At 69.8% G+C, this 12950-nt stretch carries 10 protein-coding genes; 6 read left to right on the top strand and 4 right to left on the bottom strand.

Annotated elements, in window-relative coordinates:
* The first annotated feature begins 271 nt into the window (after positions 1–271).
* From BJY16_RS38120 to BJY16_RS38105, 4 genes are all read left to right on the top strand, one after another.
* Entirely contained in the window at positions 272–1795 is a 1524-nt protein-coding gene (locus BJY16_RS38120; RefSeq protein WP_185044392.1) for a hypothetical protein, read from the top strand.
* Positions 1792–4254: a phospholipase D-like domain-containing protein gene (locus tag BJY16_RS38115; RefSeq protein ID WP_185044391.1), complete on the top strand. Its 2463-nt coding sequence runs from the start codon at positions 1792–1794 to the stop codon at positions 4252–4254. Before BJY16_RS38120 ends, BJY16_RS38115 begins: the two co-directional genes overlap by 4 nt.
* 285 nt (positions 4255–4539) lie before the next feature.
* Complete coding sequence (locus BJY16_RS38110; protein WP_185044390.1) at positions 4540–5037, top strand: hypothetical protein; 498 nt, start codon at positions 4540–4542, stop codon at positions 5035–5037.
* 791 nt (positions 5038–5828) lie between these two features.
* Positions 5829–7112: an ROK family transcriptional regulator gene (locus BJY16_RS38105; protein WP_185044389.1), complete on the top strand. Its 1284-nt coding sequence runs from the start codon at positions 5829–5831 to the stop codon at positions 7110–7112.
* Here BJY16_RS38105 and BJY16_RS38100 read toward each other — a convergent pair.
* Positions 6999–8390, bottom strand: coding sequence for an RNA-guided endonuclease InsQ/TnpB family protein (locus BJY16_RS38100; RefSeq protein WP_185044388.1), 1392 nt, complete (start codon positions 8388–8390; stop codon positions 6999–7001). The two genes, BJY16_RS38105 and BJY16_RS38100, sit on opposite strands and share 114 nt — an antisense overlap.
* Positions 8391–8483: 93 nt before the next feature.
* Positions 8484–8885 (bottom strand): RidA family protein, encoded by a 402-nt coding sequence (locus BJY16_RS38095; RefSeq protein ID WP_203758887.1) that lies wholly within the window; start codon positions 8883–8885, stop codon positions 8484–8486.
* Between the two features lie 91 nt (positions 8886–8976).
* On the opposite strand from BJY16_RS38095, the gene BJY16_RS38090 reads away from it, so the two are divergent.
* The gene (locus BJY16_RS38090; RefSeq protein WP_185044387.1) at positions 8977–9996 is read left to right on the top strand and encodes a helix-turn-helix transcriptional regulator; all 1020 of its coding nucleotides are present in this window, start codon (positions 8977–8979) and stop codon (positions 9994–9996) included.
* Complete coding sequence (locus BJY16_RS48780; RefSeq protein WP_239176950.1) at positions 9930–10694, top strand: SMI1/KNR4 family protein; 765 nt, start codon at positions 9930–9932, stop codon at positions 10692–10694. The genes BJY16_RS38090 and BJY16_RS48780 overlap by 67 nt, the downstream gene beginning before the upstream one ends.
* Here the strand turns inward: BJY16_RS48780 and BJY16_RS38080 are convergent.
* Both BJY16_RS38080 and BJY16_RS38075 read right to left on the bottom strand, forming a co-directional pair.
* Positions 10685–12037, bottom strand: a complete 1353-nt coding sequence (locus tag BJY16_RS38080; protein ID WP_185044386.1) for an FAD/NAD(P)-binding protein — start codon at positions 12035–12037, stop codon at positions 10685–10687. The genes BJY16_RS48780 and BJY16_RS38080 overlap by 10 nt on opposite strands.
* Positions 12038–12290: 253 nt before the next feature.
* Complete coding sequence (locus BJY16_RS38075) at positions 12291–12758, bottom strand: hypothetical protein (protein WP_185044385.1); 468 nt, start codon at positions 12756–12758, stop codon at positions 12291–12293.
* Positions 12759–12950 lie beyond the last annotated feature (192 nt).

Genomic DNA, 12950 nt, shown 5'->3' with positions numbered 1-12950 from the left:
GCCGAATTAGCGGACCCCTTGTCACCCACTGTTGAATATGGTGATTTATCTACACCAATGTTATCAGTAAGCGACCATCACTCGTCACGTGAGGTTACTAGTCAGGCGTAGCTTTTAAGGATGAATGCGGGCTATATCGGCCGCCGAATCCTGTCCTGTCAACTTGTATCCCCTGGGGCAATGCAGGCTCGTCGTAGTGCGGGGCTGGTGCACGAGTCCGCCTGACTGAAGCCACGTCCCGCCGTAGAGTGAGCCTGGAGGAGGGAAAGGGATGCCTGCTGTCGTGGTCGGCCCCGCCTGGAGTACCGAGGCGGTTCCATTCGTCGATAAGGGTCGTTTTCCCCTGGGCGTCGAGTCGGCGACGCTGAGCAATGTACGCCGGCTTGTGCCATTGGTTAACATGGGCACCGCCCATGCGCGCTACTACCTTTTGCATGCTGTACTAGCGGCCGATTCTCCCGCTGGTCCGGGCGAGGTTATCCCACTCGATGTCGCCTTCGAACGGGTCCGTCGTGCGGAGGTAATCTTAGCTGCGGCGAGCCTTCGGCATGCAAGCGCGCACGGTATGCCGTCGCTTTACCGGAATCCACATGGCGCGCGGGTCGTCGCGGCCGAACTCGCACAAGGTGTTTTTGACATCGCCGAGGTGGCGGAGAGCTACTCCCAGCAGAACGGCGGATTCCTCTCCGTCTACCGGGGCGTCGAGATCTCGGCGGGGTTACTCGACCCGGCTGACGGGACGTTCCGAGCCGGACCAGTAAGTCTTCCGGAGTCGGCGCTAGCTGCGCTCCGGGTGGTGCTGGCCGCCGCCGAAGAGGAGTGCCTGACCGATACCCACGTGGACCAGCTACTGCCGGACGCATGCATATGTCGTGCCGGCACGGGTGCCGAGGCCGAGCTGCTGAGCGAGATCCTGTTCGGCTGCGGCGACGTGGAACTTCCAGTGGCACCAAAGCCGGTGCAGCGTGCCCGAATGCGTACCGCCGCCACTGCTCAGCTACTGCTGCACGCGCTCGAGGGGGCAGACCCGGCGATAACGCCCCGAGCAGCGATGTCCGGAATCTGCTTCGATGATCCGACCCGGCTGGCGGACTTGGGCGTCGCTCATCTCACCAACTGGGCGTTGTCCTGGCGGGGCACATTATTGCGTAACGCAAGCGTGACCGCCTGGCGATGGCTCTGGTGGTGGCTCACCGAGGAGATCGCCGCGCGACCACGAAGCCGTGAAGAGATCGGCACAGCTCTCGCGGATGCTCTCGTCAAGGGCGCCGGGCGCGACGGAAACGCGGTTGAACTGCTCTCCGCCGAGCTTCCACCACATCGGGACGGCGCGCGGATCCTCGACGTCGAGGACCGCTTGCTCTATCCGGACGGCACCGCAACCAACGACCCATGGCGCCTCCTTCAAGTGATCATGCTCGGCGTCAACCGGCTGACGGAACTCGATGGCCGGGCTTGGCACGCGTTCATCGAATCGGGCGAGTTGGGTCCGAGCTACGTCCGTGAGTGGCTGGCCAGCGCGACCCACATGTCGGTATCCGAACTCGGCCGCGACCTTGCCGACCGCCTGCTACGGCAGGCCAAGGAGATCAGTCGACGACGGATCCGGTGGGAGGCGGGACGGCTACGGATCCCGACACGCTTACGCGAACTCGGCGACGTCCTGGACCTGGCCGGCCAGGAAGGTTCGGTAGCCCCCGGCTTGCGGCTGGACCGGCTCCGGCAAATCCTGGCCGAACTCGGTTATCTCACCGTGAGCGGGGAGACACTCGCCGTCTCACGGTGGCTCCCATGAGCCCGCACTGGAGTGACGTCTTCGCGCCCGGCAGCGCCCCACCGTCCCTGCTGCACGCCAAGGCGGTCGACGCCGAGGAAGTACTCGTCCTGAGCTACACCGCCGACCTGCGGTTCTTCGAGACCATCTGCCTGCCGGAGGCGCATGCGGCCGGAGCGCGAGTCACCGTGGTGCATGACATCAACGCGAACCTAGTGCCAGCCGATGAGGTTCATCACGCGGGCGTGCACTACACCGACGTACCGGTGCGCTGCCGCAGTGACGGCGAATTCCACCCGAAGCTGCTCGTCGTCGTCGGCAATGAGCACGCACTGGTCGCGGTCGGGTCTGGCAACGTCACCGAAGGCGGATGGCACCACCAAGGTGAACTGTGGACGACGATCGCCGCCGACGCCGACGATTGGCCCGATACCTTCCACCATCTCGCCACATGGCTGATAGAAATGCAGCGGTACCTCTACATCGACGATTTCGGAGCCCGCCGTATCAACGCGACCGCGGCCCTGCTCGCCCGGCAGCCGGTACGGACCGCTGGACCGCCACTGATCCATAACCTATGTACGGACATCGCCACCCAGTTGCCGAAACCCGCCGGTAGGGTGACCGACCTGATGCTGGCAAGCCCCTTCCTGGACCACGACGTGAAAGCGCTGTCCATGATCGGACAGCACTTCAACGCCGATGAGGTGACGTTTGCCGTGACGTACAGGGCATACGCCGACCCTGACCGCCTGATGGCATGGGCACACGCAACGCCGGCGGGACTGTATTTGATCGGCAGTGGCCGTTACCACCACGGCAAACTCGTCCAATGGACCGACGACGGCGGCACTCACGCCCTCGTCGGTAGCGCCAACATCACCGCCGCTGCGATGTTGCGGACAACAAGCAGCCGATATGGCAACTGCGAACTCGCCTTGCTCTGCGACCTCGGCAACGGTGACCTCGCCCCGCCACTGCACTACGCACTCGAAAGCATCGACGACATCCGTACGGTGCTCGCAGATATCTCTCCCCCGGCACCGCATGACGCTACTGCGGCACGGCTGCTACGCGCGTTGCTGGACGACGACGGCGTGCTGGTGACTCTGGTCGCCGATGACCCAGTCACCATTTCGGCGCTGGTCCTGCAGGCGGCAGAGCATCCGCTGAAACTGCTCGGCAGCCGGGAGCGGGTGCACGAGTTCCGAGCGCAGGTCGCCGCGGAGGGCGGTGCGGTGTGTTACGTCAGCCGAGCGGATGGTACGCGGCTCGGTCCGGTACGGCTGACCGACGCGACTGCTGTTGTTTCCCAGCCGGGAACGGCCAGCCCGCTCGAGGGTCGTGGGCTGCACGATGTGTTCTCCGATTGGCGCCTAAGCGAACGGCTGTGGGAGGCATTGTCAAATTTGGCAACGGTGCGACCCGATGGACTTAGCGGTCGGGTGTCGTGGCGGCAGGCCGCCGAACGGGCAGTGGGGCTGGCTCTCGTTCAGTTGGCGCTCGGTCGTCGTCGTGCTGCGGCGCAGCCCGGCGAGGTGCTTCCCGGGCCGGAAACCGACGACGGCGACGTCGAGCTTTTTGAGAATGATGCCGAAGACCCGTTCGACTTGCCGGACGACCCCGTAGCCAGCCTGCTGGCTGACCGAGTGTCGGCGGAACGGCTTGCTAGACGGATCGCCGCCTTGGTGCCGGATACTAGTGATTGGCCAGCAGGTGCGCTGCTGGCCTTGCTGCGCGTCACCCTGTTGGTGGTGGCAGGCGATGGCTTCGTTGACCGGGCGGATGGCGCCGAGTGGGTCGGCGTCGTGCTGGAACGCGCGCTGCTAGCGCCCGAAGCCGACGAAGACGTCGAAGCCGCCCGACAAGCCGCGACCCTGGTTTCTCTCGCAGCGATGGCGTCTCAGGTTGAACGCTGGGATCAGAACGAGCTGTGGCTGACCGAGATCTTCGAACGATGCCGGGTGTTAAGCAGCGCCGACCCCGAGAAGATCGACGAGGATCGGACCGCTCACTTCGCGGCGGACCTCGACATCGGTTTCGGCCCTGCTCTCACCCTCGACTCGGTACTCGATGCCGCCGAGTTCCTGCTGTCAGCCTCCGTCGTCGAACGCGCCGCCGAGTCGTTGAGCAGTGAATACCCGGGCATCATGCAAGGCGCCGCTCGCATGCTTCGCATCTCGGCTGGGGGTAATCCATACCCCACGGCGATGCGGCTATTGACCCGGATCGCCCATCTCGCACCGGCCGCCGTCCATGCCTGTGGTCCGAAAGGCGGCGTCTACGTGGCCTGGCAGCCGAAGCAACTCGTTCTTCAACGGTTCTCGGTTGACGGCACACCGCTCTTCGGCAGTAGTCATCGGCTCGCAATAGGACCCGGCGCGCACATCGAGGCCCCACCGACCGCGCGGACCGGGCATTGGCAAGGCCCTCTTCCAACGGAGCTAACAACCGACCTCCATGAAGCCGGGCTCATGTAAGACCGAATAAGCCGATAGGCAGGCCGGTGAGCTGTTCCTGGCCGAGGCGCTCAGCGCGACGGTCAATCACCGCGCATGGCGCACCGCTGTGCAGACGTCAACCAGCGACAGGCATGAAGGCCGGCAACGAGTGCCGCTTCCCTCGATCACCTGACTCCCGGTTGACCCAACGGCGGCGGCAGACCGGGCGAACGGGTGGAGTGTGCGCCGCATACGCGGTCTTGCGCGCCGGGCGTCCCAATCCGCCGCCGGTTCTTGTCGGACCCCGTCCGTACGGTCCGGCGCATGACATCGGAGATTCTGAGACACCTGACCGCCGCGGCCGACGCCGCCGGCAACAAGCTGACCGAGGCGGAGGTCAGCCGGGCGAACGTTCATCGGCTGCTGGCAGACCTGGCCACGGCCACCACCAGCACGGTCCGCGCCCAGCCGCCCGACCCGTCCACCCCCGGGCCGCGGCACTGGGTTGACGCGAACGGCCGCGCGATGGTCGACATCGAGATCGAGGTCGACGACGCCTTCGAGGCATATCTTGACTCGCTGCCCGACGCCAACGCCTTCATCCTGAACGCCGCCCTGCGTGAGCTCAATCGGTCCACCCTCGGCCGGCATGCCTACTACCACCGGTTAACCGCTGCCGCGCAGGAGCTCGGCCTCTGTGTCGGCTGGGAAGCCGACCTCGACCAGTGGATGGACCACTACCCCGACCCGCCCGCCGAGCTCACCGCCGACGTGCTCACCGCGCACGCCGAGTGGCTGAAGCAGCACACCACCCGACCGTAAGGAGCAAGAAAATTAACGGCCAGACCATTGAGGTACGCGTACGCAACCTGGAAGCGCACGCTTTCCGGACCGACTGCCGCCTCCGCGACCTGGAAGCCCTGGTGGCCGAACCGACCGGCACGAACGAGCCGTCGCCGGGCGGTCAGCACCAGCGCTTGGACCGCCTCGAACGGTAACTGAAGAGGCTCAGTCAATTACTTTCGGCCGCCCAGCGCACCGACAACGAAGCCACAACAGACATCGGCACGCCGGAATAAGGCCGGACACCGGGGGCCCGCACCGAGCACTGTCAGCTCCGGGCACCCGGCAAACGAATCGGCATCAGTCGCGGCCGGACAGGCGAGGCGGGTCGCGGTGGCACGGACCTTCACCGGGCGTTCGCACGGGAGACCGGGCCCGGTAGCCCCCGCTCAGCGGTCAGCGACCGAGCGGCCGTCGCCAGTCACAAAATCACGCCCATCCAGTGCTTCGGCACGGCACCGACAGACGATCCGCACACGAGCGACCGTCATCCATTGTCGACAGCAGGAACAGCTGATTGTGCAGGTAGAAGCGAGGTCAAACGTTGGAAAAAACGGAAGCTATGGAGCTTAAAAGTCCTTTGGTCACGGCCGCGGGCACGCGAACGGTCCCGGCTGGCTCACATGGGTGTCTCAAGCGTGCTGAGACACCCATGTGAGCCAGCCGGGGACGCGGGCCGCGGCCGCTACCTTGACCAACCGCGGGGGCCGCGTCGCAATCCAGAGGAAAGTTTGTGCCGGCGGCCGTTGATCGGCGACGCTGGGGGCGCGATGAGGACGAAACGCACCAGCCTGGGCACGTTGCTGCACCATGTCCACGTCAGCGGGCCGCTGTCCCGGGCCGCGCTGGCCGAGCGGATGGGCGTGAACCGCAGCACCATCCTCGGCCTGACCGCCGAGCTGGCCGCGGCCGGTCTGGTCCGCGAGGAGCACCCGGCCGGCACTACCGGCGCCGGTCGGCCGTCGCTGGTGGTCCGCCCGGAGTCGGAGCGGTTCTGGGTGCTGGCCTTCGACGTGGCGGTGGACCGGCTGACCGCCGCCCGGGTCGGCCTCGGCGGCCCGATCCTGGCCCGCGCCGAGACCGGCCGCTCGCGCGCCGGCGTCGACCTCGACCTGGTCGTCGACCGGCTGGCCCGGCTCGGCCGGGAGCTGGTCGACACCGCGCCGCCGGGCACCACCTGCGTCGGCGTCGGCGCCTCGTACTGCGGCATGATCCGCCCCGGCGACGGTATGGTCCGCTACGGTCCCGAGCTCGGCTGGGTCGACCAGGCCTTCGGCGCCGAGCTGGGCAAGGCGCTGGACCTCGGCCACCCGGTGGCGGTCGGCAACGAGGCCCACCTGGGCGCGCTGGCCGAGCACCAGCGCGGCGCCGGCGCCGGCGTCGCCGACCTGATCTACCTGCACGGCGACGTCGGTGTGGGCGGCGGCATCCTGGTCGGCGGCAAGCTGCTCGGCGGCGAGAGCGGCTACGGCTGCGAGGTCGGGCACATGCTGGTGAACCCGTTCGACGGTCGTCCGTGCCTGTGCGGCTCGCGTGGCTGCCTGGAGGCGGAGACCGGCGAGTCGGCGCTGCTCGACGCGGCCGGCCGGGGCGACGGCCCGACCGGCGCCGCCGCGGTCCGCGCGGTCGTCGACGACGCGCTGGCCGGCGATTCCGCGGCGGCCCGGGCGGTGGCCGGGGTCGGCGACTGGCTGGGCATCGGAGTGGCCAACCTGATCAACCTGTTCAACCCCGGCGCGGTGATCTTCGGCGGCATGCTGCGGGACGTCTACCGGGCCGCGGCCCCGCAGGTCGCGGCCCGGATTGCGACGCACGCCATGCCGGTCTCCCGGGAGCGGGCCGGCCTGCGGCTGTCCGCCTTCGCCGGCGACACCACGCTGATCGGCGCCGCCGAGCTGGGCTTCGCCCCGCTGCTGGCCGACCCGCTAGTGCTGTGTCCACTAACGTTCGCCGGGTTTCCCGGTGGTGTGTTGTGGATCCTCGTCCATGCCGGGTGGTATGGACGAGCGACTCCCCACCGAAGGTGGTGGGGCGGGCCTGAGCCGGCCAACTGATCCTGGTGCCGCTGGGCGGCGTGGATCACGCCGGGACCGGCCGGCACCGGGCAGGTGCCGTCCGGCTCGACGGTGCGTGACCACCCCGGCCGGCATGCCGGCCGGGGTGGTGATGACGCCGCCCGGGGTGCGGGTGGCGATGGTGAACGCCGCGGCGAGGTCCCGATGCCCGGCGAACAGACAGGTGCGGCAGCGCATGGTGCGTCCCGCCGGTTTGGTGATGCGGGTGCGGCAGTTCGGACACGTCGACGAGGTGCCGCGCTCGTCGACCAGATGCACCCGTATCCCGGCGAGCGCGGCTTTGTCGTGCAGGATGGCCAGGCTGCGGCCGATCTGCCATTGCCGTAGTCGTAGGTTGTGCCGCCGTCCTGCCGGCAGGCCGAGGACCCCGCGCGGGTCGCCGACGCTCAGCGTCCCGACCCGCTGCTTGACCGCCCAGTCGATCACGCTGGTGGCGGCTTCGTGCTGGGCCTGCCGGATCCGGCGACGATGCCGGGCCTCGACGAGACGGGCCCGGCGGCGGGTCTTGCGCCAGCGACGGGACCCCCGCTGGCCGGGTTTCGGGGCGCGGCCGGCGACGGCTTTACGCCGATTTTTGGTGTCGGCCAGGTGCATCCGGTGCTCGGCCCGGATCGCCCGGCCGGACACCAGCAGCCCGGCGCCGTCGAGGGTGCTGACGGCGTAGGGGTGGATGATGCCCAGGTCGACGCCGGCGATCCGGTCGGGGTCGGGTTGCTGCCCGGCGGGGTAGGTGGCCACGGGCAGTTCGGCGGTGATGTCGATCCAGAGCCGGCCGGCGTCGAACAGCAAGGTGACCGACCGGATCGTCTCGCACGGGTAGGGAGCCAGCCGATCCAAGCGCACCCACAAGGGCGGGCATCCGGCGGCGGTGGGCAGGCGTAGCCGGCGGCCGTCGAGAGCGAAGGTGCCGTGATACCAGCGGATCGGCATCAGCGCCCGGCGGCGGCGCGGGAACCGCACGTCGGTGTGCCCGGCCTTGCGGCGGGCGGCGGCGCAAAACCAGGCGTCGGAGTACCGGCGGAGCACGGACCGGGCCCCGGCGGTGTCGAGTTCTGCGAAGGTGCCTGGCCCTGACTCGGTGAGCAGCCGGCACAACTGCTGATAGCCGGCGACGGGCGGTTCACCGCGCCGACGGCGCCAGCTGTTGATCTCCAGGATGCAGGCCCACACGTCGCCGGCCGCGCGCAGCAGTCCGAAGCAGCGGTTGCGCTGACCCCGAGTCAAGCGCAGCCCGACCCGGGCAGTGCGCAGCACCACGGGTCGGCTTGCGGGATCCCGGCGTCGCGGCATGCCGGTGATTGCAGCACAGGGGTACGACAAGAATCCCGGCGAACGTTAGTGGACACCGCACTAGCCGACCGCGGTCCCCTCTAGCTCGACCAGCTGGCCGGGGATCGCCAGCCGGGTCACCCCGAGCATGGTGGTCGGCGGCGCCACCCCGGCCGCGCCCAGCCGGGCCGCCAGCACCCCGTAGTGCGGGAACAGCCCGTCCACGTCGGTGGTGTAGACGTTCAGCCGGACCAGGTTGGCCAGCGTCATGCCGGCCGCGGCGAGCACCGCCTCCAGGTTGTCCAGGCTCAGCGCCAGCTGGGCGGCCGGGTCGCCGTCGTGCTGCGGCTTGCCGTCGGCGTCCATCGCGGTCTGCCCGGAGCAGTACAGCGTCCGGGTCTGCCCGGAGACCAGCTCACCCTGGTTGAAGCCCAGCTCCGCCGACCACGTCCACGGGTTGACCGCCGTACGTTCCACTGCCATGTGTCGCTCCACTTCCTTCTCGGAATTCCTGCCGGGGAGCCTGCCGGGAAATCACGACATCCTGTGTCGTGTATTCCGGTAGGTTCGGCGGATGCGCGCCGATCGACTGGTCTCGCTGGTCCTGCTGCTCCGCCAGCGCGGCCGGTTGACCGCGGACACCCTGGCCCGCGAGTTGGAGGTGTCCACCCGCACGGTGCTGCGCGACATCGAGGCGCTCTCCGCGGCCGGCGTCCCGGTCTACGCCGAGCGCGGCCGGCACGGCGGGTTCGCGCTGCTGCCCGGCTTCCGGACCGAGCTGACCGGGCTGAATCACGACGAGGCCCTGGCGCTGCTGACCGCCGGATCGGGACGCGGCCTCGGGCTCGGGCCGGCGCTCGCCTCGGCCCGGCGCAAGGTGGCCGACGCGCTGCCGGACAGCCACCGGGCCACCGCCCGGCTGCTGGTCGAGCCGGAGACCGACCTGCTCTCCCGCCGGCTGGTCGCCGAGGAGGTGCCGGCCGCGACGATGGCCGTGGTGCGCGGCGCGGTGCTGGCCGGGCGGCGGCTGCGGATCCACTACGCGGCCACCGGGGACACCGCGCGGTGGCGCACGGTCGACCCGATCGGGCTGGTCACCGTGCGGGACCGGGGTTACCTGCTGGCCAGCCGGGCGGGCGCGGACCGGACGTACCGGCTGTCCCGGGTGCTGGCCGCCGAGGAGCTGCCCGAGCCGGCCCAGCGCCCGGACCGGGTCGACCTGGACCGGATCTGGCAGGAGCGGCGCGCCCGGTTCCTGTCCGAGGACCATCTCACCGTGCACGTCCGGGTGCATCCGGGCCGCCGCGAGGAGCTGCTGACCCACGCGGTGGCGGTCCGCGCCGAGGAGCCGGAGCCGGATGGCTGGCTGCGGCTGGAGGTGACCTTCCAGGACTCCTGGCACGCCGAGTGGGCGCTGTGGCAGCTGGGCCTGGGCGCGGAGGCCCTGGACCCGCCGTCGCTGCGCACCGCCCTGGGCAACCGCGCCGCCGAACTCGCCGCGCGCTACCGGATTCCTTACAGTGAGCCGTGCCTATCCAACGACTCGGTTTCGCGGTCGACTCCGTCCAGCCCGAGGGCGACGGCTGGCGGCTGACCGGCGAGCCGGAACATCATCCGCGGCACTGGCCGCGGCCCGGGGACCGGTTCGACCGGATCCGCAATGACGGCGACCGCATCCTGCACGACGTCGACCTGGTCGTCGTGGCGCGCTCGGCCGAGCACGCCGTGGTCACCGGGACCGGCGCTGAGCTGCTCAATCCGGACCGCTACCTGGTCCTGACCGGGGAGCGGGAGATCCCGGAGATGCCGTTGCCGGAGCCCGGGGCCGCCTGCTTGGCCGCGCTTCTCGGCGATCCGGCGCCGGTGCCGGACGACGTGGACTGGCATGCGGTGGAGCAGGCGCTGGGTACCCCGCTGCCGGCCGACTACAAGGAGTTCGTCGGCACCTACGGCGCTGCCATGATCGACGACCACCTGGTGATCTGCCCGCCCGGCAAGCTGGTGGCGGAGCAGGAGTACCTGCGCCCCGCCGATGACGACGACCGGCCGGACGGGTTCGAGCCGGGCGACCGGCTGATCGCCTGGGGCAGCACGCCCAACGGCGACGTGTTGGCCTGGCTCGCGAAGCCGGGCACGCCGCCGGAGTCCTGGCCGGTGGTGTTCACCGAGGAGGGACCGATCTGGCAGACGTTCCCGGCCGGCTTCACCGCCACCGTGGCCGGGCTGCTCACCGGTGACCTGCAGTCCTGGCACCTGAGCGGCTGGCTGGGCGGCCCGCACAGCTACCGCTGATACTGCCGGGCCAGGGCGGAGACCAGGCGGTCCACCTGGGCGCGGATCTCCGGGACCGCGGTCGCCTCCCACAGATGGCCGCGGCGCAGCGGGCCGGCCAGCCACAATCCTGGCCGGATCAGGCCGTCCGGGTCGGTGTCGACGCCCAGGCCGTAGGGGCCGGGGCGGACCAGCCCGTCGCGGAACAGGCTGCTCAGGAACGGGTCGGCGGAGCCGGGCAGCGAGCCCGGCCCGGTACAGCAGATCACCGCGGCGTAGCGCCGGACCGGGCGGCCGTCGACGCTGACCAGCAGGCCGCCGCGCGGGTCCGGCTCCACCGAGCGCAGCCGCCCGGCCGAGAACCGCAGCGTGCCCCGGTCCCGCAGCTCGGCGATCCGGGCCGCGACCGGCGGCGCCATCCGGTGCCGGTGCACGTCCCAGAACCGGACCACGTGCCGCAGGAAGCGCTCCCGGTCACCGTCCGAGAAGCCGGCCCAGAGCCGGTCGGCCTGGTGCCGCAGGGTGTCGACCACGGCCACCCAGTCGGCGCCGCCGGCGATCGCGGCCCGCACCCGGCGCAGCAGCTGGCCCAGGGTGAGGTCGCTGTTCAGGATCAGGTCCGGGTGGGCGCTGGACGGCGGCAGCTCCGGGTGCGCCAGGGGCGGCAGGCCGCGCCGGGAGAGCGCCTCGATCGGCCCGCGATGCCCGGCCTCGGTCAGGCTGAGCGCGACGTCGACCGCGGTCAGCCCGGTCCCGAGCAGCAGCACCGGCTCGTCGGCGGCCGGCGGCGGGTAGCCCGCCCACGGGTCGGTGACCAGGTGCGGGCTGGCGTAGGCGGCGTCGCTGATCCCGGGCAGCCGGGCCGCGCGCGGGTTGCCCACGGCGAGGACGACCTGGCCGGCCCGCACCGATCCGGCGTCGGTGCGCACCACGTAGCCGTCGTCGCCGGCGTAGAGCCCGGTCGCGGTCGCCACGTGGTGCCGCAGCCGCCCGGCGGACACCGCGACGGTGTCGGTGAACTGCGCGGCCAGGTAGTCGCCGTAGAGGGCCCGTGGCAGGAAGTCGGTGCCCTCCACCGCGTCCCCCCGCTCGCGGCACCAGCGGACCAGGTGCATCGGGTCGTCCGGGCAGATGCTCATCGCTCCGGCCCGCGCGTTCAGGATGTGCCACGGCTGCGCCGCGCCATAGGCCACCCCGCGACCGGGTTCGCGATCCGGCGCGATCAGGATCACATTCTTTTCGGTACGACGGATCAGCGCCCGGGTGAGCAACGCCCCGCTGGCGCCCCCGCCGATGACCGCGACCGTGCGATCGGCGGCAGCGTCCCGACTGGCGGGCTTCAGGACTTCGACGACGCTCGACATGTGGCTCTCCCGCAGTTCGACAGCCCGCCAATCAAACCACAAACCCCACCGGCTTTGTAGGTTAAGGTGACCGGTGCCCGGGTGTCCGACGCCAGGTTCAGCACCGTTGATCAATGGATCCCCACCCGTGTGCGGTCCGCGGGTAACCGCCTGTCGCTCTTACCTGTCCAGGCGGTGTTCGGCCACCGAACCTCCAGCGGAGGCCCGGCGGCCGAGCGGACACTCACCCGGCTCTGTCAGCGCCCGCGTTGCATCACTGGACGTCGACGGCGTAGCAGATGCCGATCTCGCCGTTTCCCAGCGCCTCGGTCGTGAAGTAGCCCGGGATGGCGGTGCGGTGCTCGGTGAAGTACAGACCCGCCACCACCAGCGTCGCCTGGCCGTACGCGGGAACCAGGCCCTTCGTCAGTTTCTGGACGTCCTTCACGAGCCCCGGAAGGAAGTTCGTGTAGTTCTCGTACGACTGGGCTTTGAACTCGACGACGACCTTGTGGCTCGGGTCGGCCGCCGAGCGGTTGAGCACGAAGTCGGCGTCCTTGGTGGCCCAGCACCGCTGCTCCCTCAGGATGTCGGTGCTGGGTCGCTGGTCAGTGATGTAGCTGAAGATCTCGCCCTTGGCCCACTCTTCCCAGCCGCCCTTCTGCGGCCACTTGGTGGAAATCCTTTTCTCATTGGCGATGGCCCACTGCCTGACCAAGTCGATGAACTCGCGCCAATCCATGGTCACTCCCGTCTCTTCGGCGGTCGGTCTGTCCGGCCGCTCGGAGGCAAGACGGGGCTCCGCACCCAGGCGATACGTCGCCCATCCGACGGCAGCCACCAGTTACGGAACGCCCGACCGGGTCGCGCTGAGCACCGCTGCGTTCACCCGGTGAGTCACCTACGCGACCGGGGGATTGCCTCGATCGCCGGT

The organism is Actinoplanes octamycinicus (assembly GCF_014205225.1).
GTDB classification, from domain to species: domain Bacteria; phylum Actinomycetota; class Actinomycetes; order Mycobacteriales; family Micromonosporaceae; genus Actinoplanes; species Actinoplanes octamycinicus.
Note: the sequence above shows the minus strand (reverse complement) of the source record. Positions and strands in the feature narration are given on the sequence as shown.